General features: G+C 64.5%; 22 protein-coding genes and 1 pseudogene. 15 read left to right on the forward strand and 8 right to left on the reverse strand.

Annotated elements, in window-relative coordinates; all coding sequences use genetic code 11:
• Positions 1 to 50 precede the first annotated feature (50 nt).
• On the reverse strand, positions 51 to 980 hold the full coding sequence (locus IVB24_RS11865) for a LysR family transcriptional regulator (protein ID WP_162308874.1): 930 nt from the start codon (positions 978 to 980) through the stop codon (positions 51 to 53).
• A gap of 91 nt (positions 981 to 1,071) precedes the next feature.
• Here IVB24_RS11865 and pcaH point away from each other — a divergent pair, with 91 nt between their 5' ends.
• A complete protein-coding gene (gene pcaH / locus IVB24_RS11870; protein WP_094895285.1) occupies positions 1,072 to 1,860 on the forward strand; it encodes a protocatechuate 3,4-dioxygenase subunit beta in 789 nt (262 codons plus the stop codon).
• A 4-nt stretch (positions 1,861 to 1,864) separates the two neighbouring features.
• Positions 1,865 to 2,491 (forward strand): protocatechuate 3,4-dioxygenase subunit alpha, encoded by a 627-nt coding sequence (pcaG, locus tag IVB24_RS11875; RefSeq protein WP_247772954.1) that lies wholly within the window; start codon positions 1,865 to 1,867, stop codon positions 2,489 to 2,491.
• Between the two features lie 4 nt (positions 2,492 to 2,495).
• On the opposite strand, the gene IVB24_RS11880 is transcribed toward pcaG, so the two are convergent.
• Positions 2,496 to 3,395: a helix-turn-helix domain-containing protein gene (locus IVB24_RS11880; protein WP_094973764.1), complete on the reverse strand. Its 900-nt coding sequence runs from the start codon at positions 3,393 to 3,395 to the stop codon at positions 2,496 to 2,498.
• 50 nt (positions 3,396 to 3,445) lie between these two features.
• Between IVB24_RS11880 and pobA the strand changes: the two genes are divergently transcribed.
• Positions 3,446 to 4,618 (forward strand): 4-hydroxybenzoate 3-monooxygenase, encoded by a 1,173-nt coding sequence (gene pobA, locus IVB24_RS11885; protein ID WP_094973765.1) that lies wholly within the window; start codon positions 3,446 to 3,448, stop codon positions 4,616 to 4,618.
• A gap of 28 nt (positions 4,619 to 4,646) precedes the next feature.
• Here the strand turns inward: pobA and IVB24_RS11890 are convergent, their stop codons facing one another.
• From IVB24_RS11890 to IVB24_RS11900, 3 genes are all read right to left on the reverse strand, one after another.
• Complete coding sequence (locus IVB24_RS11890) at positions 4,647 to 6,797, reverse strand: adenylate/guanylate cyclase domain-containing protein (protein ID WP_247772955.1); 2,151 nt, start codon at positions 6,795 to 6,797, stop codon at positions 4,647 to 4,649.
• 17 nt (positions 6,798 to 6,814) lie between these two features.
• A complete protein-coding gene (locus IVB24_RS11895; RefSeq protein ID WP_247772956.1) occupies positions 6,815 to 7,483 on the reverse strand; it encodes a hypothetical protein in 669 nt (222 codons plus the stop codon).
• A 186-nt stretch (positions 7,484 to 7,669) separates the two neighbouring features.
• Positions 7,670 to 8,794 carry an HD domain-containing phosphohydrolase gene (locus tag IVB24_RS11900; protein WP_247772957.1) on the reverse strand — a complete coding sequence of 375 codons (1,125 nt, stop codon included), beginning with the start codon at positions 8,792 to 8,794 and terminating at the stop codon, positions 7,670 to 7,672.
• A gap of 271 nt (positions 8,795 to 9,065) precedes the next feature.
• Between IVB24_RS11900 and IVB24_RS11905 the strand changes: the two genes are divergently transcribed.
• The 12 genes from IVB24_RS11905 to IVB24_RS11960 all read left to right on the forward strand — a co-directional run bounded on the left by IVB24_RS11905 (position 9,066) and on the right by IVB24_RS11960 (position 21,604).
• Positions 9,066 to 9,389: an STAS domain-containing protein gene (locus IVB24_RS11905; protein WP_094973769.1), complete on the forward strand. Its 324-nt coding sequence runs from the start codon at positions 9,066 to 9,068 to the stop codon at positions 9,387 to 9,389.
• Positions 9,389 to 9,754 (forward strand): response regulator, encoded by a 366-nt coding sequence (locus IVB24_RS11910; RefSeq protein ID WP_008142319.1) that lies wholly within the window; start codon positions 9,389 to 9,391, stop codon positions 9,752 to 9,754. The genes IVB24_RS11905 and IVB24_RS11910 overlap by 1 nt, the downstream gene beginning before the upstream one ends.
• Positions 9,751 to 11,826, forward strand: a complete 2,076-nt coding sequence (locus tag IVB24_RS11915; protein ID WP_247772958.1) for a chemotaxis protein CheA — start codon at positions 9,751 to 9,753, stop codon at positions 11,824 to 11,826. Before IVB24_RS11910 ends, IVB24_RS11915 begins: the two co-directional genes overlap by 4 nt.
• The gene (locus tag IVB24_RS11920) at positions 11,826 to 12,287 is read left to right on the forward strand and encodes a chemotaxis protein CheW (protein WP_162308393.1); all 462 of its coding nucleotides are present in this window, start codon (positions 11,826 to 11,828) and stop codon (positions 12,285 to 12,287) included. Before IVB24_RS11915 ends, IVB24_RS11920 begins: the two co-directional genes overlap by 1 nt.
• Before the next feature lie 41 nt (positions 12,288 to 12,328).
• Positions 12,329 to 14,023: a methyl-accepting chemotaxis protein gene (locus IVB24_RS11925; protein WP_094973773.1), complete on the forward strand. Its 1,695-nt coding sequence runs from the start codon at positions 12,329 to 12,331 to the stop codon at positions 14,021 to 14,023.
• Between the two features lie 64 nt (positions 14,024 to 14,087).
• Complete coding sequence (locus IVB24_RS11930) at positions 14,088 to 14,564, forward strand: chemotaxis protein CheW (protein ID WP_247772959.1); 477 nt, start codon at positions 14,088 to 14,090, stop codon at positions 14,562 to 14,564.
• Between the two features lie 61 nt (positions 14,565 to 14,625).
• Positions 14,626 to 16,797 carry a methyl-accepting chemotaxis protein gene (locus IVB24_RS11935; protein ID WP_247772960.1) on the forward strand — a complete coding sequence of 724 codons (2,172 nt, stop codon included), beginning with the start codon at positions 14,626 to 14,628 and terminating at the stop codon, positions 16,795 to 16,797.
• Positions 16,798 to 16,930: 133 nt separating this feature from the next.
• Positions 16,931 to 17,785 (forward strand): CheR family methyltransferase, encoded by an 855-nt coding sequence (locus tag IVB24_RS11940; RefSeq protein ID WP_247772961.1) that lies wholly within the window; start codon positions 16,931 to 16,933, stop codon positions 17,783 to 17,785.
• A gap of 17 nt (positions 17,786 to 17,802) precedes the next feature.
• Complete coding sequence (locus IVB24_RS11945) at positions 17,803 to 18,894, forward strand: chemotaxis response regulator protein-glutamate methylesterase (RefSeq protein ID WP_247772962.1); 1,092 nt, start codon at positions 17,803 to 17,805, stop codon at positions 18,892 to 18,894.
• Between the two features lie 5 nt (positions 18,895 to 18,899).
• Positions 18,900 to 20,627, forward strand: a complete 1,728-nt coding sequence (locus IVB24_RS11950; RefSeq protein ID WP_247772963.1) for a chemotaxis protein — start codon at positions 18,900 to 18,902, stop codon at positions 20,625 to 20,627.
• A 141-nt stretch (positions 20,628 to 20,768) separates the two neighbouring features.
• The gene (locus tag IVB24_RS11955) at positions 20,769 to 21,215 is read left to right on the forward strand and encodes a hypothetical protein (RefSeq protein WP_166466901.1); all 447 of its coding nucleotides are present in this window, start codon (positions 20,769 to 20,771) and stop codon (positions 21,213 to 21,215) included.
• Positions 21,216 to 21,322: 107 nt separating this feature from the next.
• Entirely contained in the window at positions 21,323 to 21,604 is a 282-nt protein-coding gene (locus tag IVB24_RS11960) for a hypothetical protein (protein WP_247772964.1), read from the forward strand.
• A 232-nt stretch (positions 21,605 to 21,836) separates the two neighbouring features.
• Here IVB24_RS11960 and IVB24_RS11965 read toward each other — a convergent pair whose 3' ends face one another.
• From IVB24_RS11965 to IVB24_RS40190, 3 genes and pseudogenes are all read right to left on the reverse strand, one after another.
• On the reverse strand, positions 21,837 to 22,202 hold the full coding sequence (locus IVB24_RS11965) for a VanZ family protein (RefSeq protein WP_247774076.1): 366 nt from the start codon (positions 22,200 to 22,202) through the stop codon (positions 21,837 to 21,839).
• A 139-nt stretch (positions 22,203 to 22,341) separates the two neighbouring features.
• Complete coding sequence (locus IVB24_RS11970) at positions 22,342 to 23,619, reverse strand: EAL domain-containing protein (protein ID WP_346771369.1); 1,278 nt, start codon at positions 23,617 to 23,619, stop codon at positions 22,342 to 22,344.
• 18 nt (positions 23,620 to 23,637) lie between these two features.
• Positions 23,638 to 23,904 (reverse strand): annotated as a pseudogene (locus tag IVB24_RS40190) (hypothetical protein); the annotation flags it as partial.
• Positions 23,905 to 24,174: the final 270 nt, after the last annotated feature.

Consider the following 24,174-nt stretch of genomic DNA (forward strand, 5'->3'; position numbering starts at 1 on the left):
TTGCGCAACCAGTGGGTTTGGCGAGGGGCAGGCTTCCCAGAGGCGGAGGCTCAGCCGCCCGCGGCTGTCGCTGCAACAAATTCCAGCTGGCTCCTCACCCAACGATGAGCCGGATCCTTCTGATAGCGCTGGTGCCAGACCATAAACATCGGCAGCTCGGCCAGCGTTCGCGTGCGTGACGCCAGTGGAATCCGGGTCTGCGCGAAGCCGCGCATGACCCCGTCCGCAAGCAGGCTCGGCATGCTCGCCAGCATTTGCGAGCCGCGCAGAAAGGACGGCACGCCGGAAAAGCTCGGCACCGAGATCGCGATGTCGCGGTGAAGACCGTTGGCCGCCAGCCGGCGGTCGAAGTCGAGCCGCTCGTTGTCAGTATAGACGACGGTGATGTGGCGCGCGGCGAGATAGGCGCTGCGGCTGGCCGGCGCGGTACGCGCCTTGGCATCGAAGTAACAGACGTAATGATCCCTCAGCAGGCGCTTCTGCACGATGTCGATGCCGGACGGCGGCAGTGGCGTGATCAGAAGATCGCAGCGGTTCTCGCGCAGCATGGCGGGCGAGGGCGACTGCGAGGGGATCACGCGCAGGTTCAGGCTCTTCACCTGGCCGGCGACATGATCGAAGAACCGGGGCAGCAGCAGGTCGCGCTGGAAGTCATTGGCCGCGATCGTCAGCGAAAGCTGCGCGTTTGGCGGCTCGAAGCTGACGCCGCCGGCAAAGCTTCGCATCTCGTCGATCAGCGCGCGCGCCTTTGCGGCCAATGCTTGCGCATGCGCGGTTGCGACGATGCCGCGGCCTGATTTGGCGAACAGCGGATCGCCCGCGATCCGCCGCAGCTTGTTCAGGGCATGGCTGACGGCGGACTGCGTCAGGCCGAGCCGGGTGGCGGCCGCCGTGACCGAGCCTTCTTCCAGCACGGCGAGGAACAGTTCGAGAGCGTGGCCGTCGAGGGCCAAATGATCGATTTCTTTCATGAAATACATTATTACCGATCTATTTATCTGTGGAATAGACGGGCCCATTATCTCCCGATAAGCCGCGCGTCCGGACCCGGGCGCCCCAGGGAGAAACACGATGAATGCCCAGGCGCCAGCCTTGCGGGATCCCCGCCTCAACCGCCCCGAGCCCCTTGCGCCGCCGCTCGGCGACGGCGGCTTCTTCCAGCGGGATCGTTCGATTCATCCGCCGGCGCATGCGCCGGGCTACAAATCCTCGGTGCTGCGCTCGCCGCGCCAGTCGCTGCTGTCGCTGGAGGGGTCGGTCTCCGAAATCACGGGACCGGTGTTCGGCCACAACGATCTCGGCCCGCTCGACAATGATCTGATCCGCAACTACGCCAAGGACGGCGATCCCGTCGGCGAGCGCATCATCGTGCACGGCCGCGTGCTGGACGAAACCGGTCGCGGCGTGCCGAACACGTTGGTCGAGTTCTGGCAGGCCAATGCCGGCGGCCGCTACCGGCACAAGAAGGACACCTACCTGGCGCCGATCGACCCGAATTTCGGCGGCTGCGGCCGCGCGCTGACCGACGACACCGGCTATTATTATTTCCGTACCGTGAAGCCGGGGCCCTATCCCTGGCGCAACTATGTCAACAGCTGGCGTCCCGCCCATATCCACTTCTCGGTGTTCGGTTCGGGCTTTGCACAGCGGCTGATCACGCAGATGTATTTCGAGGGCGATCCCCTGATCCCGATCTGTCCGATCCTGACGACCATCCCGGACAAGGATGCACTCGACCGCCTCGTGGCGCCGCTCGACCTCAACGCGTCGGCGCCGTTCGACTCGCTGGCTTACCGCTTCGACATCGTGCTGCGCGGCCAGCGCTCCACTTATTTTGAAAATCGCACCGCGGGGAACTGAGCAAATGCCGCAACCGCTCAACTATCTCAAGGAAACCGCTTCGCAGACCGCCGGGCCCTATGTTCATATCGGTCTGATCCCGGCAATGGCCGGCTTCGACATCTTCGAGAAGAATTTCTCGAATGTCCTGACAACGCCGAGCACCGAAGGCGAGCGCATCACGCTGGAGGGCAAGATACTCGACGGTACCGGGACGCCGTTGCGCGACGTGCTGCTGGAGATCTGGCAGGCCAATGCGGCCGGCCGCTACAACCATCCGGCCGATCGCTCGGCCGGCGCGCTGGAGCAGGAGTTTCGCGGCTGGGGCCGCGCCGGCTCAGACTTCGAGAGCGGGCTCGTCACCTTCGAGACCATCAAGCCCGGTGCCATCACCGACAGAGCGGGCCGGACATGCGCGCCCCATATCAATGTCTGGATCGTCGCGCGCGGCATCAACATCGGCCTCAACACGCGGCTCTATTTCTCGGATGAAGGGGCCGCCAACGCCGCCGACCCCGTGCTCAATTTGATCGAACAGCCGGTCCGGCGCCAGACGCTGGTCGCCAAGCGCAGCGAGCGCGGCGGCAAGGTCGTGTATTCCTTCACGATCAATCTGCAGGGGCCGGAGGAGACGGTGTTCTTCGACGTGTGAGGCTTCACGTCTCGTCGCCATGGAGCTGCGCGCGAAAGGCGCGCGGTGAGACCCCCGTGGCTGCGGCGTAGACCCGGCTGAAATAGGCGGGGTCCTCGAAGCCGAGCGCGTAGGCGATCGTCGAGACCGGCAGATTGGTGTAGACGAGGTTGCGTCGCGCCTCGCGGATCAGCCGGTTGAGGATCAGATGCGAGGCGGTATCACCGGTCGCCGCCCGTGTGATCCGGTTGAGATGCGTCGGGGTCACCGCCAGCGCCTCGGCATAGTCCGCGACGCTCCAGCGTTCCAAATGATGCTGCTCCAGCAGCGCCTCGAAGCGGCGGAACAGGCTGGATTCGACGGTGCCGTTGCCGCCGCTCTCGCTCGTGAGCGCGCGCGCCACCAGCCCGATCATGGCCGACGACAACGCCCGCAGCACATGCGCGCGGCCGAAATCGCGCGCGGCATGTTCGGCGAAGATCTGCTTCATGGTGGTGCGGATCTGCGGCGTACCGCGCACCACGGCCGAGCGGGCCAGCGCGCCGCGCAGGCCCTCGGCGGAGAGCAGCGCCTCGTCCAGAATCTCCGCGGCGATGGTCAGCACCCAGCCTTGCGTATCGGGCACGAAGCGGAAGCCGTGCACGTGGCCGACAGGCACATTGACGATCTGCATCGGCTTCAACGGCACCACCCGCCCGTCGAGCGTCGCCTCGCCGCCGCCGCGCTCGATCAGCAGCACCTGGTGCAGCCTAGCATGACGGTGCACGGCGAGGGTCCAGTCGTGCAGCACCGAGCGCGACGCGATGGTCTCGCAATGCACGACGTCGGGCAAGTCGCCGGACTCGCCGAACAAATTGTAGATACGGATCGCCGGGGCTGCGCCTCTCATGTTCGAATAGTACAAGACAATGGCGAAACCCTCCATCGGTCCGTGGCGCCAAATCTGCAAAAAAGTGCCGACGGGAGGACGCATAAATGAAGGTTCAGGTCTGTATCATCGGCGGCGGGCCGTCGGGGCTGCTGTTGTCCCAGCTGTTGCACCTCAAGGGCATCGACACGGTCGTGCTGGAGAAATACAGCCGCGACCATGTGCTCGCCCGGATCCGCGCCGGCGTGCTCGAGCACGGCTTTGCCGAGTTGATGCGCGAAGCGCAGTGCGGCGAGCGGATGGACCGCGAGGGCGAGATCCACACCGGTTTCGAGATCGCCCATGACGGCGTGCTGTCCAAGATCGATCTGCACAAGCATTCCGGCGGCAGTTCGGTGCTGGTCTACGGCCAGACCGAGCTGACGCGTGATCTCTACGAGGCACGGGACCGCCTCGGCGGCAAGGTCGTGCACGATGCGCAGGACGTGACGCCGCATGATCTGACCTCGGACCGTCCCTACGTGACCTATCGATCGAACGGAGAGATTGTCCGCGTCGATTGCGACTACATCGTCGGCGCCGACGGTTTTCACGGCGTCAGTCGCAAGTCGATCCCGAAGGACGTGCTGCGCGAATATGAGAAGGTCTATCCGTTCGGCTGGCTGGGGGTGCTGTCGCGCACCAAGCCGGTGTCGCCGGAGCTGATTTATGTGAAGCACGAGCGCGGCTTTGCGCTCTGCTCGCTGCGCTCGCAGGTGCTCAGCCGCTACTACGTTCAGGTGCCGCTGACCGACAAGGTCGAGGATTGGAGCGACGACGCGTTCTGGGCCGAGCTGAAGCGCCGCCTGCCGGACGAGGTCGCCGGCCGTCTGATCACGGGGCCCTCAATCGAAAAGAGCATCGCGCCGCTGCGCAGCTTCGTTGCCGAGCCGATGAGCTATGGCCGGCTGTTCCTCGCCGGCGATGCGGCTCACATCGTGCCGCCGACCGGCGCGCGCGGGCTCAACAGCGCCGCGTCCGACATCTACTATCTCTACCACGCGATGCTCGCGCATTATCAGCGCGGTGACGATTCCGGCCTCGCTGGCTATTCCGCCAAGGCACTGGCGCGGATCTGGAAGGCGCAGCGTTTTTCCTGGTGGATGACGATGCTCCTGCACCGCTTCCCCGACCGGCTCGACTACGAAGACCGGCTTCAGCAGACCGAGCTGGACTATCTGCTCTCGTCCGAGACGGCGCAGCGGCTGCTCGCGGAGAATTACGTGGGGCTGCCGTTTTAGGTGCGCGCCGCCTCTGGCGCTGACGTCGCTACTTCCCTTCCAGCGTATTGACCGGGGTCCAATCCGGTGGCGGTGGATTCGCGGTGAATGCTGTAGCGCGCCTGGCGAACAGCGCTGACGCCGGATCGGCCTTTGCCACCTGCCCGAACGCATCGGCCGCCTTCGCGAAATCACGCGCGCGCCAGCAGGCGAGCCCTTCCGCATAGGCTGCGGTCACCTTCGCCTGTTCGGCACTCTCCGCGCTCTTCTCGGCCCGCGGCTCGAACACCTTGATGGCTTCACCGCGCCCGAGAACCCTGATCGCATCCAGCTCGCGCCAGGCAAAGGCGTCGCCGCTCTGCGTCATGGTCGTCTCCGAGGCCATGATCGCGGTGCCGTAATATTTGTTGGCGCCTTCGAGCCGCGAGGCGACGTTCACGGTGTCGCTCATCACGGTATAGTTGAAGCGGCGGCGCGAACCGATGTTGCCGACCACGGCCTCGCCGCTGTTCAGCCCGATGCGGTGCGACAGGCCGTGGCCGACGAATGCGGGATTGTCCGCATTGAGCTCCGCGAGCTTCTCGTGGCACTCCAGCGCGGCGCGAACCGCGTTGCAGGCGTGTGCGGGATCGTCGGCCGGCGCGCCGAACATCGCAACGATGGAATCGCCGATATATTTGTCGACATAGCCGCCATGAGCTTCGATGATGTCGGTCATGGCGGACAGATATTCGTTCATCAGCGTCACCAGCTCGCCCGGTGTCATGGTTTCGGCAATGGATGAGAAACCGCTGAGGTCGGAGAAAAACATGGTGACGTTGCGCATCTCGCCGCCGAGCACCGGCATCTTGCCGGAGGCGACCATGGTCTCGATCACCTCGGGCGCGAGGTAAAGGGCAAAGCTCTTGCGCAGGAAGCGCTCGTCGCGATCGGCCAGCACGAAGCGATAGCCGATCATGATCGCAAGCGCAGCAAGGCTGGCGAGTGCCGGCTCCGTCAACGGCAACGCCAAGGCATGGACGAACGCACTGACGGCTATGGCCGTGTAGGCGAGGGTGAGGCCGAACCAGGCCATCAGCGCGCCGCTCGGCGCGAGCAGGCAGGCCGCGCAGGCGATGATCGCCGCGAACGCGATCGTGAGAACGGCTCGCATCGGAAAGCCGAGTTCGGTTACGGCGTCATGCTCCATCAGGTTTCGGACTGCAGTGGCGTGGACGAACACGCCGGCGACGTCGCTGCGGGCTTTCTGCGGCGTGCTTGCCGGTGCCGGCAGTGCGCATCGTGCGGCCTGCGCTCCATCATAGCCGCCGGACAGGCGCATCGAGGTGAGCTTGCGATCCTCGAAATTCAGGGCCGTACCAAGCAGCACGACCTTGCCGTTGAAAGCGCGGCGAAAAAAGTCGCGATCACCCTTTTCGATGCAGGCGCGCAGATCGACGAAGGAGAAGGTCGGGATGTCGCGTCCCAGCCCTCGGAAGTTGAGCGTCATTGTATTCGGAACGGCACTCGGGATCGCATAGCCGGACAATTCGGTCGCGCCGGAGGGCGCAATCTCGGGCTTTGCGGCGGTCGCGCGTGCAGCGAGCTCGACCGCCATCGCGGGCACCGGCCGCCTCTCGATGGCAAAGCTCAGGGGCATTCGTCGGATGACGTCGTCGGGGTCGGTGTGGACATTGAGCGCCCGCACGGTGTTGCGCACGGCCACTTGCTGGGCGCGATAGGGCACTTCCGGATGGTCGTTGCTCAGGATTTCGCCGAGCACCAATTTGCCGCTGTCGGAGATTTGCCGCAGCGCGATCAGATAGTCCCGGTCGAAGCCTTTCATGCGGCTGCCGAGCGCGGCGTCGCCGAAGGGGATCTCCGATTGCTCGATCGAGCTCGGAAAGATGACGTCGAAGCCGATCACCTTGGCGCCGCCTTCGGTGATGCTGCCGAGCACCCGGCCGATCTCGCGCGTCCAGGTCTGCGTCGGTGATCCCTTGAATGGTGGTGTGTCGTAGGTTTCACTGTCGATCGCCACGACGACGACCGGCGATGTCGCGGGATCGCGGCTGTCGCCGAGAAACTTCCAGCGCATCGCCGTGAGGATGTCGAGCGAAAGGCCTTGCAGGGTCTGCAGCGGCGGCGACGTGAAGATCGCGCCGGTGAGGAGCGCAATCAGGATCGCCGCAACGATGTCCCGTCCCCCAATCCGCCGCATCGCTCCGTCGCAGACCGCTATTCGAGCCGCAGCAGGCGGCCGATGATCGGGGTCGGCGAGGCGGTGGCGCTGGCGTCGACCTGGAAGGTGTAACGCTTGGTTCCGAGGCTTGCGAGATAGCTGCCGCCAGGGGTCAGCGACTTCCCGGCCTTGGCAAAGTCATAGAACTTGCCGCGGATCATGATGTCGTTCTTGAGCGGCACGCTGATCGTGGGTTCCTTGCCGTCCGTGCGCTCGATCACCAGCGTGCTGCCGCTCTTGGCCTGGATTAGGGGCGCGACGCCGTAGATCGTCGGCAGCTTGGACGGAGCGGCCTTGGCGTCGGACCGCATGGTCCGGAACGTGGTCGCCGCACTCTGGTTCGCCTCGCGTTCGGAAAGCTGCGCCGCCTTGGCGTCACAGGGCACCTTGGCGCGTTGCACGTCGCCGAGCTGCACCGTGCTCTGCTCGGCGCCGACCAGCACGACGCCCTCGCTGATGGTCTCGCGCAGGCAGGATTTGAGATAGCTGAGCGTAATGCTGGCCTTGGGCCCGAGCTTGATGATCTTGCCCGCAGCAACATAATCCATGAACTCGACGCCATCGACCTTGCCTTGCACATCCTCGACGATGGCGGCGGGCGTCTCTGCCAAGGCAGGGGCCGCAGTACAGAACGCGCCGACAACAGCGCCGATCAGGCTTCTCATTGGTATTCTCATTCAATTCGACCGATACTTTGCTGGTCCCCGTCCCGGTGCGATTTTTAGCATCGGGGCGCCCAGGCAAGTGTGACCAGAATCACTCTTTGAGTATTGGTGTACTCTAGCAGGAAGTGGTTCAAACCGCCCATCGCCGACAGAGGAGGGTGCCAAGCTGTTGGCCGGACGACGAAATCAGCTGGCCGTGACAGCCTCGGGCGAGCGGCCCTCGACCAGAGACTCCCGGATCGGAGCGAGCGGAGCCTCGGCCCTTTGAAATGGCGTCGCCCGCTCGCCGGCGGCGATCCCGACCACCTCGTCCCAGCGCGACAAGAAGGCCTCGACGCAGGCCGGATCGAACTGCCTGCCCTTGTTCTCGACCAGATAGCTGCGAGCCACCTCGATCGGCATCGGCTCTTTATATGGTCGTCGCGTCGTCAGCGCGTCGAAGACGTCGGCGACCGCGACCACGCGCGCGGCGACCGGAATCTCGTCCGCCTTCAGACCGTTTGGATAGCCCGCACCGTCCCAGCGTTCGTGATGGCCTGCAGCAATTTGCGCACCGAGCTGGATCAGCTCGCAACCGGAGTCCGCCAGGATCCGTTCGCCGATCGTTGCATGGGTGCGGATCACCGCCATCTCGTCGTCGGTCAGCCTGCCGGGCTTGAGCAGAATGTTGTCGGGAATGGCGACCTTGCCGACGTCATGCAGGGGCGCGGCCAGATAAATGTCGCGGCAAAGCCGGGCTGGCAGGCCGAGCTGCTCGGCGATGACGCGGCTATACCTGGCAACCCGCAGCGTGTGCTCGCCGGTGTCGTTGTCACGGTATTCCACCGCGAGCGCGAGCCGCAGGATGATCTCCTCCTCGCGTTCGCCGAGCTTTCGCGTCGCAGCTGCGACTTCACTGGCCAAATGCGCCGCACGATCGTTGAGCTTGCGCACGGCTGCACCGAGTTGAATCAAATTCCGCAGGCGCACCGTCATCTCGAGGCTCTGCGGCTGCTTGGGCAGGAAATCGGTTGCACCGGCCTGCAGCGCTTCCATCTTGACGTCATCCGTCTGCTGTGAGGTGACCATCGCGATTGGAATGTCCGCGCAGCCCGGCAGGGACCGGAAAACACGGATGAAGCTGATGCCGTCCATATGCGGCATTTCATAATCGACCAGCACGAGGTCGAACACGCGCTCCCGCGCGCAAGCCAGCGCTTCCACGGGATCGAGGAAGGCGGTGGCCTCGACCAGGCCTTCTGCCTCGATATGACGTTTCAGGTAGTTGAGGACGGACCGGCTGTCGTCAACCAGAAGCGCTTGGGTCAGCATCGGCGGCCGGGGCTCTCTTCGCTGGCAAAGACACGAACCCAAGCCATAACCCGAGCAAATTTAACGCGAAGCAAATGCGCCTGACGGGGCCGGACGCACCGCGGATATGCGCTCCGCGCATGAAAGCCGTTAGCAGGCTGTGCACGCTTGCACGCGGCCGCGCGAATTCCGCAAGAATGTGACCCGTAGTTGTACGGATGCCCGCGTTAGGGGTTTGCTCACCCGATTCGCGTCAAACGGGTAGTGGAATTTTAGCAAAGGCGGGTCAGCGATGGCGCTCAATCCCACGGAGCCGAAGTGGTCGTTGCGGCTGCCCGCCGATTGCAGCATCGCGGCCATTCGCAATGTCTATGAGCTCATTCGCGAGGCGTTCGGCCGCCAGGAGCGGCTCGAGATCGACTGTTCGAGCGTCGACAAGGCCGACGTGACCTCGATCCAGCTTCTGCTGTCGACGGCCAAGACGGGGCAGGCCCAGGGCCGCCCGGTGGTGCTGACCTCTTTCTCACAGTCTCTTCGCAACACCCTGCGCCGAGCCGGCTTCACCAGCGAGGCGATGATCGATCAGCATTTCCCGCAAAAGAAAGATGGCGTCTAATGGCCACGATTCTGACTGTCGACGATTCGCCTAGCATCCGGCAGATGATCAAGGTCGTGCTCGAGCCGGCCGGTCACAATGTGATCGAGGCCGGTGACGGGGCGCAAGGGCTCGCCAAGGCCCAGGCCGGTAAACTCGACCTCGTCATCACCGATCTCAACATGCCCGTCATGAACGGGCTGGAACTGATCCGGGCACTGCGCAAGCTACCGAGCGCGGTCGGCATGCCCATCGTGTTCCTGACGACCGAATCCAATGACACGGTGAAGCAGGAAGCCAAGAGCGCCGGCGCGACCGGCTGGATCACCAAACCGTTCAAGCCTGAGCAACTGCTTGCCGTGGTCGGCAAATTGGTGCGCGCATGAGCGCGATGGACCCGACCGAGATCTTTCGTCAGGAAGCCAGCGAGCTCTTCGAAGTTCTTGAAGGGGCCTTGCTCGACCTCGGCCAGCGTCCCGACGACCGCGAACTGGTCGATTCCGCCTTCCGCGCCCTGCATACGATCAAGGGGTCGGGCGCCATGTTCGGCTTCGACAAGGTCGCCTCCTTCACCCACGAATTCGAGACTGCCTTCGACCGCGTCCGCAAGGGCGAGATCAAGCCGACGCACGAGCTGATCTCGGTCGCGCTCGCCGCCAAGGACTACATCCGCGCGTTGATTGAAGATCCCCAGTCGACCGACGACATCATCGGCGAGGCCATCCTCGACGACCTCAAGCGATTCGTGTTCCCCGACCAGGCCGCAGCACTCGTCGCCGAGATCGTGGTGGCGCCGCCGCTCGCCCCGGCTGAGAGCAAGCAGGCCGGCTGGCACCTTTATTTGGAATTCGAATCCCATATCCTGCGCAACGGCTCGAACCCGCTCGACCTGCTGGAAGATCTCTGCAAGCTCGGGCCCTGCTTCGTCGTGCCTGTCACAGACGGCATCCCGTTCCTCGACGAGATGGAGCCGGAAGACTGCTATCTGAAATGGGACGTCAAGCTGCACGCCGCTTGCGACAAGGATGCGATCGACGACGTCTTCATGTTCGTGTCGGACGAGATGAAGCTGACGCTCTCGCCGCTGGAGCAAGTCGAAGCGCCCGCGCCCGCACCGCTGTTCCAGTTGCTCGACGAGGAACTGGCCCCGGTGGCCGACATGCCCGCGCCGCTGGTCGCGGCCGCCGTCGCGCGCGTCGCCGAGCAGCCCGTCACAAGGGCTGAGCCGAAATCCGAACCAAAGCCTGAACCGAAGCTCGAGGCCAAGCGCGACGATCGCGGCATCGCCACCGTCCGCGTCCAGGCAGAGCGCCTCGACGAGCTGATGGACCGCGTCGGCGAGCTCGTCATCGCGCAAGCGCGTCTGACCCAGCTCGCATCCTCCGGCTCCGATCTCTCGATCAAGATGATCGCCGAGGAAATCGAGCGCCTTGCCTCCTCTCTGCGTGACACCACGATGGGCGCGCGCATGGTGCCGATCGGCTCGCTGTTCGGGCGCTTCCGCCGCCTGATCCACGATCTGTCGCGTGATCTGTCGAAGCCGGTCGAATTCGTCACCACCGGCGAGGATACCGAGCTCGACAAGACCATGATCGAGTGCCTGGCCGATCCGCTGGTGCATCTGATCCGCAACGCCATCGATCACGGCATCGAGGATACCGCGACCCGTTCGGCCAACGGCAAGATCGAGCAGGGCCGGATCGAGCTCGCCGCCGTCCATTCCGGCGCGCAGGTGCTCGTCACGGTGAAGGACAATGGCGGCGGCCTCAACACCGCCCGCATTCGTGCGAAAGCGGAAGAGCAGGGGCTGATCGCGGCGGGCGCCGTGCTGACCGATCATGAGATCCATCAGTTCCTGTTCCATCCCGGCTTCTCGACCGCGCAGACCATCTCGGCGCTGTCAGGCCGCGGCGTCGGCATGGACGTGGTCAAGCGCACCATCGAGAACATGCGTGGCTCGATCGACCTCTCGACGAAGTCCGGCCAAGGCACCACAGTGACGCTGCGCCTGCCGCTGACGCTGGCGATCATCGAAGGTCTTTTGATCCGCGTCGGCGAAGGCCGCTACATCATTCCGCTGTCCGCAGTCGAGGAATGCATCGAGCTGACCGCCGAGGACGAGTGTTCCCGTGGCCGCAATTTCCTCAACGTGCGCGGCAATCTCGTGCCATTCCTCCGGCTGCGCGAGATCATGAGCGCATCGGGCACGCCCGACCGGCACCAGAAGACGATCATCATCTCGACCGGCGACACCCACGTCGGTCTCGTCGCCGATCAGATCATCGGCAACCACCAGACCGTGATCAAGTCGCTCTCCAAGCTGCATTCGGACGTCACGATGTTCTCCGGCGCGACCATCCTGGGTGATGGCACGGCGGCATTGATCCTCGACGTCGCGCAGCTCGTCGCGTTGGCGCAGTCGAAGGTCGAGAAGCAGCATATCAGCGAGGCTGCGTGATGAACGATGGTTTGGCTGGCGAACGGCAAGCCGATCCGATGCAGGTCGTGATGATCGGCCTCGGCGAGGAGAAATTTGCTCTCGATGCAGGTCTGGTGCGCGAGATCATTGATCCTGTTCCCGTGACGAAGGTGGCGGGCGCGCGGGCCTTCGTTCCCAGCGTGATCAACGTGCGCGGCAACGTCATTCCGCTCGCCGACCTGCGCATCCGCTTCGGCATGCCGCAGCTCGATGACACGGCCGAGACGCGCATCGTCGTGATCGAGCTCGATCTCGACGGCGAGCCGGTCCTGGTCGGCGTCACCGCCGACAAGGTCTACGAGGTCACCGAGATCTCGCAGACTGACGTGCAGCAGACGCCGCGCGTCGGCATGCACTGGAAGCCGGAGTTCATTCGCTTCATCGCGAAGTGGCGTGAAGAGTTCGTCATCGTTCCCAACATGGAACGCATCCTGAATTGAAACGAGGGTCTCGGGCGGGACCTGGTCTTTAGGGGCTGAAGATGAGATTTACGGTCAAGGCAAAGCTAGCCGTCGCGTTCGGCGTGGTCCTGCTGCTCTCGATGGCGGCGGGCGGCCTCGCCTATGTGAAGCTCAGCGAGATGATCGACACCGCCGACAATCTGGTGTCCCGCGCCGGCCGAATGGAGCATGCGGCGGAGATCGAGAAGGGAATCCTGATCCAGGTTCGGTCCGAGAAGAATCTGCTTCTGGCGCCCGATAGCGAAGCGGATGGCTTCGTCGCCGAGATCGCAAAGCAGCGTGAGGCGCTTCTCAAGCTGAAAGAGGAGATTCACGCAGCAGCCTCCCCGGAAGGCAAGAAGCTGATCGAGAATTTCGGGGCCGCCTACGCCCGGATGAATGCCGTTCAGGATGACGCGCTCAAGATCGCCCGGACGAACAGGCCGAAAGCCGTCGAGCAGTCTGCAATCGAGGTTCGCAAAGCGGTCCGCGAGGCGATGGACGCCGCCAACGTCTATGTCAACAACGTCAAAAAGAACATGGCTGACCGGGCCGCCTTGGCGCATGAGGACGGCAATCGCGCCCACGTCATGCTGGTCTCGGCGGTGGTCGCATCGCTCGTCATCGGCCTGATCGCTGCGATCTGGATCTCCCTCAGCATCTCCCGCGGGCTCGGCCGTGCGGTCGGCCTCGCCGGCGCCGTGGCGGCCGGTGATCTTACCCAAACAATCAAGATCTCCAGCAATGACGAGATCGGCGATCTCGTCAAATCGCTGAACACGATGGTGGGGAAAGTTCGCCAGGTCGTTGAGGAGGCTCTCACCGCGGCGAGCAACGTTTCCGCCGGCAGCCAGGAACTCTCGGCCAGCGCCGAGCAGCTTTCGCAAGGCGCGACCGAGCAGGCCTCGTCCGCCGAGGAAGCCTCGTCCTCGATGGAGGAGATGGCTTCAAACGTGAAGCAGAACGCGGACAACGCCAACCAAACCGAGAAGATCGCCGCGCGATCGGCCCAGGACGCCGAAGCCAGCGGCGTCGCCGTCGGTCGCGCCGTCCAGGCAATGCAAACCATTGCCGAGAAGATCACCATCGTCCAGGAGATCGCCCGTCAGACCGACCTGCTGGCCCTCAACGCGGCGGTCGAGGCCGCCCGTGCCGGCGAGCATGGCAAGGGTTTCGCAGTAGTCGCCTCCGAAGTGCGCAAGCTCGCCGAACGAAGCCAGGCCGCGGCCGCCGACATCGGCACGCTGTCGACGGAAACGGTGAAGGTCGCTCAGGAAGCCGGCGACATGCTGTCCAAGCTCGTGCCGGACATCAAGAAGACGGCGGAGCTGGTGCAGGAGATCACTGCGGCCTGCCGCGAGCAGGACGTCGGCTCGGCCCAGATCAACCAGGCGATCCAGCAGCTCGACAAGGTCGGACAGCAGAACGCCAGCGCGTCCGAACAGGTGTCCTCGACGTCGGAGGAACTCGCCTCGCAGGCTGAGCAGCTGCAGTCCACCATCTCGTTCTTCCGGATCGAGGATGCGCGCAAGGAGAAGGCGGCGGCCGAGCCGATCGACCGCGCCGTCGGTCAACTCCGGGCCAAGGCTGCGCACATGGCGGCCGCCGATCGCGGCACCAAGAAGCCGGCGCCTGCCCGCAAGCCGGCTCGTGCGATGAAGGTCGCCGGTGGCGGCGGCTTCGCCTTCGACATGAATGACGGCGAAGACGATCGCGACGCCGAGTTCCAGCGCTGATCAACCGGTCCGGCCTCGTGCCGGACCGCACTCATTTCCAAATCATCGGAATCCGGACTGCATCATGGCCGCAACTTCGCAATATCTGACGCTCGGGCTTGCCGGCGAGACGTTCGGAATCAGCATTAGAAACGTCCGCGAAATTCTCGACATGCGGCCGATCTCCCGGCTTCCACACGCACCGGACTTCCTGCTCGGCATGATCGACGTGCGCGGCAGCGGTTATCCGATCGTCGATCTCAGGAAGAAGCTCGGCCTGCCGAGCGTGGCCGCCACGGAAGCCACCCGCATCATCATCCTCGACGTGCCGATGAAAGACCGCCTGGTTGGCGTCGGCTTCGTCGCCGACTGCGTCTTCGAGGTCACCGACATCGACGAGCAGGCCATTGAGCCGATCCCCGAGGTCGGTGGCAGATGGCAATCGGACTATGCCGCCGGCATCGGCCGCAAGGGCGATAAGTTCGTCGTGATCTTCGATCTCGCCAAGCTGATGGCGAACGACGAGATTCCGGAAGAGCGCGGTGCGCCCCGCGCCGCCTGAGTTTGTCTGAGTAATGCGTGGTCAAGCCCAAGCACTCCAATTCGAACCAACGAGACTGAAAATGAGATTCACCGTAAAAGCCAAGCTTGCCAGCGCGTTCGGCGCAGTCATTGTTCTCTCGATGATTACCGGAGGGGTCGCCTACAACAGCCTCTCCACGCTGGCTGAGCAGCAGGAGCGCATCGTCGGTCAGGCCTATCGCACCAAGCTGGCCGCCGACGTCATGAGTGCTATCCAAGCGCAACAACGCGCCGAAAGCCGGATGATCCAGGCGGTCACGGACAAGGACACCCAAGCCAATTACAACGCGATGCTGTCGCGTCGCGAGAAGATGCTCAAGCTCAATAGCGAGCTCTACGGCAAAGCGAGCGAGAACGGCCGGCGCATGCTTGATCAGGCGGCCGGTCCGATCAAGCGCATGAACGAATCGGAGGATCAAGCCGGCAAGTTTGCTTTGCTGAACTCCAACAACAGGGCTGCGCAGCTGTGGAAGTCCGAAGGGCAGGCTGCGGTCAAGGATATCGATGTGATTTTGGATGCCGCCCCCGCGGAGTCGGGCGGCAACGGTTCCGAGAGCCAGCGTACAGCCACTGCATTGCTGACGGCCCGCAGTGAGATCGCGCGGCTCGCGCGTTCGATCGTTTTGACCTATTCGGCGACGACCACGCAAGAAGCCGACGCTGACGTGAAGGAGACCACGCAGCGGCTGGCGGGTCTCAAAGCGGCCGTGGCCCAAGCAAATCTTCCAAGCATAGCCAGCGCCATTAGCGCTCAACTGGATCGCCTGACGAAGGTCGTGGACAACGTTACACGTCTGGCTCTCGAGGCCGGCAACATGAAGGCGGCGGCCGTCGCCGGCGGTGAAGGCCGCAAGGCCTTCAACGAGGCTCTCGAGGCCATCGAGCAATACGTTCAGCGGAACGAGAAGCAGATGGCCGAGGTCGCGGAGGAGGGCGCCAAGAACGCTGCCTTTGCGAAGATGTTGTTGATCAGCATGATTTGCATCGCGCTTTTGATCGCGGTCGCCTCTGCGACCTGGATTGCGCTCAATATCAGCCGTGGACTTGCCCGTGCGGTTGGTCTCGCCAACGCAGTGGCCGTCGGTGACCTCAGCCAGAACATTGACGTGTCGAGCAATGACGAGGTCGGCGATCTCGTGAAATCTCTCAACGCGATGACTGCAAATCTGAACGCTACGGCTGCTGTCGCCAACGAGATTGCACATGGCAACCTTATGGTCGAAGCCAAGCCGCTGTCGGACAAGGACACGCTCGGTCTCGCGCTCGAACGCATGGTGGAGAAGCTTCGCCAGATCGTGTCGGAAGCCCTGACCGCGGCGCAGAACGTCTCCGCCGGCAGCCAGGAACTCTCGGCGAGCGCCGAGCAGCTTTCGCAGGGTGCGACCGAACAGGCTTCGTCGGCCGAGGAGGCCTCTTCCTCGATGGAGGAGATGGCTTCTAACGTGAAGCAGAATGCCGACAACGCCAATCAGACCGAGAAGATCGCCGCGCAGTCGGCGAAGGATGCGGAAGCCTCCGGCGCAGCCGTGGGTCGCGCCGTCAACGCGATGCAGACCATCGCCGAGAAGATCACGATCGTGCAGGAGATCGCGCGCCAGACCGATCTGCTCGCGCTCAACGCCGCGGTCGAGGCCGCCCGCGCCGGCGAGCACGGCAAGGGCTTTGCGGTGGTCGCCTCCGAAGTGCGCAAGCTCGCCGAGCGCAGCCAGGCCGCCGCGGCCGAGATCGGCACGCTCTCGATCGACACCGTCAAGGTGGCGCAGGAGGCTGGCGCGATGCTCTCCAAGCTCGTCCCTGACATCAAGAGGACCGCCGAGCTGGTCGAGGAGATCACCGCGGCCTGCCGCGAGCAGGACGTCGGCTCGGCCCAGATCAACCAGGCGATCCAGCAGCTCGACAAGGTCGGCCAGCAGAACGCCAGCGCCTCCGAGCAGGTGTCCTCGACCTCGGAGGAGCTCGCCTCGCAGGCCGAGCAGCTCCAGTCCACCATCGCCTATTTCCGCATCGAGCAGGGCGGAAAGGGACAGGCCGCCCCGATCGACCGGGCGGTGAACCAGTTGCGGGCCAAGGCGGCGACCATGGCGGCCGTCGAGCGGCCGGCCAAGAAGCCGGCGGCCAAGCCTGCCCGTGCCGTGAAGGTTGCCGGTGGCGGCGGCTTCGCCTTCGACATGAACGACGGCGAGGACGACCGCGACGCTGATTTCCAGCGCTAAACGGGTTCGACGGATCGGCCCCGTCGAGGGGCCGGTCCGCTTCAGGTTGCGTGTGTGATTGCAGGATTTTCAGCATGGCCAGGATGGCCCGACCTTCAGTGCGGACGGCCCTTTTCGAACGGAGCGTGCAGTCATGATGCCCGCGCTGCAGGATTCGGCCGTGCATCTGTCGGACCGTCACTTCCGGACCATCGCCGAATTGATCGAGGGGCAAGTCGGCATCAAGCTGCCGCAGGGCAAGCGGCTGATGCTGGAGGGGCGGCTGCACAAGCGCGTGCGCGCGCTGAATTTCTCCGATCTCAACGAGTATGTCGATAACCTGTTCGAGGCGGATCATTTCGACAACGAACTCACCCATCTCATCGATGTGGTGACGACCAACAAGACCGATTTTTTCCGCGAGCCGCAGCACTTCGCCTTCATGCGCGACGTCGCGATTCCCGGCCTGCTGAAATCACATGGACGGAAGAACGCGAACCTGAAGATCTGGAGCTCGGCGAGCTCCACCGGCATGGAGGCCTACACCACCGCGATGGTGCTTGACGACATGACGCGGAACGGCTCGCGCTTCCAGTACCGCATTCTCGGGACCGACATCTCGACTGCGGTGCTGCGCCTCGCCAAGACCGCGATCTACACCCGCGATGTTTTGGGCCCCGTGCCCGAGAATTTCGTGAATCGATATTTCCTGTCGTCGCGGGACAAGTCGCGCGGAGAGGTGCGGGTCGTACCCGAGTTGCGGCGCGCGACACATTTCATGAGGATGAACCTCATGGACAAGTCCTACCCGGTCGACCGCGACGTCGACATCATTTTCTGCCGCAATGTCTTGATTTATTTCGAACGGGAGACGCAGCGCAAGGTGGTCGAGCAATTGTGCGGCCATTTGCGGCCCGGCGGTTACCTGCTGGTCGGGCATTCGGAATCGATGATCCACAGTGCAGTACCGGGTCTGAAGCAAGTTCAGCCAACCATTTTCCAGGTCTAGCCGGAGCGCCGCCTAAAATGCCGAAGCAGAAAGTTCGCGTGCTGATCGTGGACGATTCGGCGTCGGTGCGCCAAATCCTTCTGACGATCCTGTCCGAAGACCCAGATATCGAGGTGATGGGAACGGCCTCGGATCCGTTCGTGGCAGCGCGCCGTCTGCAGGACGAGATTCCCGACGTCATGATCCTCGACCTCGAAATGCCGCGCATGGACGGCATGACGTTCCTGCGCAAGATCATGGCGCAGCGGCCGATCCCGGTGATAATCTGCTCCTCGCTGACCGAGGAGGGCTCGAACGTGATGTTCGAGGCGTTCGAGGCCGGCGCGGTCGACATCGTGCCCAAGCCGAAGATCGACACACGTCAGGCGCTGCTCGAATGCTCGGCGCGGCTGCGCGAGGCAGTGAAGTCGGCTGCGCGCGCGCGGGTGCGGCCGCGTGCGGAACGTCGGGCCATCGAGAAGAAGCTGACGGCCGATGCCATCATCCCGCCGCCGGTGCAGGGCAAGGTCCGGCCGACCACGGAGCGCATCGTTTGCATCGGTGCGTCGACCGGCGGGACCGAAGCGCTCAACGACGTCCTCGAGATGTTGCCGGCGCATTGTCCGCCGATCGTCATCGTCCAGCACATGCCGGCAGGCTTCACCGCGGCCTTTGCCAGGCGTCTCGACGGCGTCTGCCAGATCAGGGTCAAGGAAGCCGAGGACGGCGAGCCGGTGCTGCCGGGCTGCGCCTATATCGCGCCCGGCGCCCGCCACATGCTGCTCCAGCGCATCGGTCTGCGCTACCAGATCGCGATCAAGGACGGCCCGCCGGTGTCGCGGCATCGCCCCTCCGTCGACGTGTTGTTCCGCTCCGCGGCCCAGCATGCCGGCGCCAACGCGCTCGGCGTCATCATGACGGGCATGGGCGACGACGGCGCGCGCGGGATGCTGGAAATGCGCAAGCTCGGCGCATCGACGCGGGCGCAGGACGAAGAGAGCTGTGTGGTGTTCGGCATGCCCAAGGAAGCCATCGCCCATGGCGGTGTCGAAAAGGTGGTTTCGCTGCATCACATTCCGCGAGAGATCATGCTCTGGTATCAGGCCGGGCACGCCGCGGTGGCAGGCTGATGGCCATGTCGCCCGTTTCGGCCAACACGCTCACCGAGGCGACCGCCGCGATCGAGGACGTCTCCTCGCGCATCGAGGACGTCTTCGCGCGCGTCGGCCACGAACTCGGACGCGGCCATCTCATCTTCAAGGAGCTGAACCAGGGCCTCGCGACGCTTTCCGGTGAGCTCTCCGGCGCCGAGATCGAGGGCGCAGCAACGGCGCTGCAAGAGATCGCCGCGCGGCTGAGCGAGCTGGCGCAGGCGTTGCCGGCGGAGAGCGCGCTGCTGGAGACGATCGGAAAGAGCACGGCAGAGGCGTCCTCGCTGCTCAAGCCGCTGTTCAAGCATATCGGGATGATCACCATCATCGCGCGGAGCGCGCGGATCGAGGCGGCCTCGCTCGACGGCGACCGCGAGGGCTTTCTCGCCTTCACCCAGGAAGCTTATGATCTCGGCAGGGCCGTGCAGCGCTCGATCGAAGGCTGCGCGCGGGACCAGCAGCGCCTGTCCGAGGCGGTTGCCACCGCGTCCGGCCGGCAGAAGGAATTCGAGAGCCGGTACCGGGCCCAACTGGTGTCGGAGAGCGCCGAACTTGGCGCGGCCTATTCAAGATTACGCGACCAGCGCAGCAACAGCAGCCATCTGGCCGACCGTGCCAGTTCCAGCACCAGGAAGATCGCCGACGCGGTCGGCAGCGCCATCATCTCGCTGCAGGCGGGCGACAGCACGCGTCAGCGTCTCGAGCACGTGTCCCACGGTCTCGGCCTTGCGTCGGAATCTGCGCCCAGCCTCGTTCCCGCGCCTGCGACGAGCGACGACGGCGTGCGTGCGATCTGCCGGTTGCAGGCGGCCCAGCTCAGGGATGCCCAGCGCGAGTTCGGCGGCGACGTCGGCCAGATCGTCGGCGCGCTAACGGCCATCCTGCACGATGCGGGCAGCGTCGTCGGCCACGGCCGCACGCTGTTCGGCGGCGAGGATGGCGGCTCGTCGTCGTTCCTGACGCGGATCAAGCAGACGCTGGCGCACGCATCGACCCTGATCGCGACCTGCGAGAGCGCGGGCCGCTCGGTCGACGAGGCTCTCGCGATCGTCGAGGACACGCTGGCGAAATTTCGCCAGGCGATTGCCGGGCTTGCCGAGGCGACCGTCGACATCACGCTGATCGGAATGAATGCCGGCCTCAAGGCGAGCCATCTCGGCAGCCGCGGCAGCGCCTTCGTCGTCATCGCCAACGAGCTCAAGGCGACCGCGGACCAGGTCTCCGCGGGCGCCGGGCGCCTGCGGCCCGTGCTCGACGCTATCGAGGGCTCGGCCAATGAGCTGAGGGAGCTGCGCGTGCAGGGTGACCCCACGCAGCTTGCCAAGCTCGAGCCGCAAATCCTGCAGGCGCTGCGCGAGGTCGAGGCGGGCAATGAACGGCTCGGCAAGCTGATGAGCCGGCTCGTGGACGAAGGCGCGGAATTCGAGCGGCTGATGAATTCGGCCCAGGGTCAGATGACCAGCCTCGGCGAAAGCTCCGCAGCCTTGCCTGCGGTCGCCACGCGGCTCGAGACTGCGAGCGCGGGCGCGCAGCGGCTACAGCCGGAACTGCAGGATCAGGCGATCCTCGACGATCTCTTCGCGCGCTACACGATGGAGCGTGAGCGGGACGTTCATCGCGAATTTCTGCAAGCGCTCGGACTGGCATCGATCGCGGCCACGCGCCGGGTCGAGGCGGTCGAGACCGCGGATGACGGCATAGAATTGTTTTGACGGCGCCGCCGTGTGCTGCGGTGGCAATTTGAAGGGTTGGCTTTGCAGGGCGCTAACCGTGGCGGCATGCTCGCCGCGTCGGTCATTGTCGCGCCCCAGAGTTGGTTGCAAATACCATTGAATATCACGACGGGTGTTTCCATGATGCGAGACGGCAAATACGCGGCCTGGTTCAGGACCTCGCGCGGCCAGGGCACAGGTATCGTGCATCTTGCGGACGGACGGATTTCGGGCAGCGACAGCTTCTTCACCTATGGCGGCTCCTATCAGTTCGACGACGACCAGCGCTTCACCGCCGTCCTGACCACGCGGCGCTATGCGGAGGGGCCGCCGACCGTGTTCGGGCTGGACGAGGTCGAAGTCAGCCTCTCGGGCGTGTGCAGCGGTGCGATGGCGACCTGCTCCGGAACCGCGAGTCAAGCGCCCGACGTAATGTTCGAGGTGACGCTGATCTACAGCCAGGAAGAAGCGCCGGCGACGGAGGCTCGATGCGCCGTCGTGAAGCTCAATGACAAATTGCCCAAGGGCCTCGACAGCCGTTCGCGGCCGCGCCAGTTTCCTGCGCCTTCCAGGCCTCCCGCATCTTAGTCTTGCGTTGACGCTACCGCAGCGAAGCGCGCTGCGACCGCGTCGCGGCAACGGTGCATTCAGGTGCGGAACGTTATGATGAGGCTGCAATAAAGGACGGACGAGACATGCCTCAGATCTGGATGACATACGACGAACTCGGTGCGCTCTGCGGATGCAGCGCATTGGAAGCCAGGGAGAGGGCGGTTCATTCGTCGCTCGATCGCCGCAAGAGCCGCGACGGCGCAACGCGCGTCAAGCTCGATCAGCCGCTGACGGCCAGGTTCTTTGCGTCCGTCCGTGATGCGGATGTCGATCTCGATGGCGCCATCGCCGCGCTCCAGAGCACGCACAGGCAAATGGCCGAACTCCTGACACCGACTGGGTTCCGCGAGCGCGGGGCAGCCTGAGCGCTGCGCCTTATATGGCCGGGCTCGCCGCCGCGCGGCGCCCGTCGATCTCCGCTGTCTTTTCGGATCAGGCATAGTCCAGCCTCCGGCTTTCAAGCCGGGGGCCGGGGTTTCAACCGTAACAGGCCATAGAGCCATACGGCCGCAAACCCGGTCGGCGAATTGCGCGGGCAGATGATGAAGTAGGGGGAGGTCGCCGGAGGCGCTGAAGAAGTTGTCAGCGCCGTGAGTCTCAGGCTGGCGGCCGAGGCAAGAAGGCGAGGATCGTCTGGGCGAGGATGACGCCGAATGTTCCTCCCGCCGCCTTTTGCAGCACGTCCAGGAAGCCCGGATCACGATCGGGGGTCAGCGCTTGCAGAACTTCGAGCCCCATTGCGACGGCCACGACCAGCGAGCAGGCCAGAGCGAGTCGGCCGGGCAACAGGAAGGCCAGCAGGAAGCCCAACAGGCCGTAGGCGCTGAATCGCTCGATGACGACGATCCAGTAGGCCTCGCTATGTCCCATTAGCGCGGGCCTTCCCGCCAGCCTTGCCAAGGTGGCATAGGCGATGAGGGCGAGGCAGATTCCCGCGGCTGCGATGAGGTGATTTCGACGCATGGCCCACCGTAGCCGTTTGAGGGCCATTCCGCTTCGAAAGACGAGAACATCGTTAAAAACGCCTCGCCGTTCTTCCGCGGGATCGGACTGCCAGGAACCAGGCGCCATCGCCGGCCGGAAAGCCGTCCAGCGAAGGCGGTCAGGCCACCAGCACGTCGCCGGCCAGCGCTGCGGATGCGGAGTGGCGGCGTGAATCGACCAGCTCGCTGAATTTCGCAAACGGCAGCGGTGCGGCGGCGAGATAGCCCTGTCCTTCTTCGACGCCGGACGCGATCAGGGCGCGCCGCTGCTCCTCCGTCTCGATGCCTTCGGCAACGACCGTCATCCGGAAGTCCTTGGCGAGCGCGACCAACATTTCGACGATCGTCGTGGTCGATGCATCGACGGTGATGGTGTCGACGAAGAACTTGTCGATCTTGATCGTGTTGGCGCCGAGCCCCTTCAGCCGTGATAACCCGCTATGGCCAACGCCGACGTCGTCGATCGCGACGCGGAAGCCGCGGTCACGCAGCTCGGCAACGACGGCCGCGGCGTGCGCGAGATCGTCGAGCTCGTCGCGTTCGGTGACCTCGACCACGATCTGGCGTGCCGACACACGAGCCGCCAGAACCGTGCGACGCAGCGTCTCGACGAAGCCGGCACTCAGCAGGTGCTTGGGCACGACATTCACGGACATCTTGAAGGTCTTGTCCGCCTTCAGCACGCCCTCAAGGTCGGCGAGCGCCGATTTCAGGATCTGCCAGGTCATCACCTGGATGCGCCCGCTGGATTCGGCCAGCGGAATGAAGTTCATCGGCGGCACCACCGAGCCGTCCCGACGAACCCAGCGCGCCAGAACCTCGCAGCCCGTGATCCGGCCCGTCCCGAGGTCGAAGATGGGTTGATAGTATGGCTTGAATTCGCCGGCTGCGAGGCCGCGATCGAGATCGGCGACCGGCCCTTCCATCCGGCGGCTGCGTGCCAGCAGGATGCCGAACATTGCACCAAGTGCCAGGGCGACTGCGAGTGCTGGCCAATACGCCTCGCTGTTCCAGCTCGAAAGCACCGCGTGCTCGAGCCGGATCGTGGCGTGCAGCGGGAGGCGCGTGGAATGCCTGTCGAAGCTCATTGGTTCGACCAGGGGCCTGTCGGCATCGAGCCGGAATTCGCAGAGCTTCTCGCCATTGCTCAAGGCGAGGATCACTTCGCTGTGCGCGCGCAGCTCGGCGGGCATGAGATCGAACAGGCCCGCGTTGACGCCGACGCTGGCGACCAGCGCGGAGTTGCGATTGACGTCCCTGAGCACGCCCAATGCGTCGCCGCCGAACTGCTCCACACGGAATAGCGAGAGCTTCCTGTCGTGCGAGGGCAGCATGTCGCGACGATCCGCCCAGCCCTTGTCGAACTCGAGCGTCTCGGAATAGGCAGAACAGATCACCGATCCGTCCGGGTTGGCGAGACGGACGTCCTTGATCGCCGAGCGTTGGTAGACGTGGAGCCGGATGGCTTGCAGCGCTGCCGGCGCGCAGCTGGCAAGATCGCGCTTGGCGAGCTCGTCCAGGCTGGCCGCGGCAAATCGACCGCAAATTCGGATCGGCGCAGAACGACCTCGGTCAGCTCGCTCAGCTGGTGCGCCTGCTGGTGGCGAATGACGCCGTGCCTCTCCTGTCGTTGGTCGTCGGAGGCTCCGCGGCCTTTGCGCAGGGGACCAAAGACCAGCCAGCGGGCAGTCAGCCCACCACCCGCAGCGGCACGGCGACGAATTCCGGTTCGGGCAGCATGGGTGGAGCTTTCAAGAGGACGGGGACACCCAACTACGGAACGAGCCCCGGGATGGGGTCCCAGAAGAAGACGCGCAACTAGGTCTGAACGGCCGGGCGGACTGAAGGCAGGACGCTTGGCCGCGTTCACCGGGGGCCGGCCGAGACGGCCTCTGGAATAGGTGTCCTGGATCTTTCGGTGCGGGGCGCGGCGGGCTCGCGGGTGGCCCGCA

This window comes from Bradyrhizobium sp. 192 (assembly GCF_023100965.1).
Classification (GTDB): Bacteria; Pseudomonadota; Alphaproteobacteria; order Rhizobiales; family Xanthobacteraceae; genus Bradyrhizobium; species Bradyrhizobium symbiodeficiens.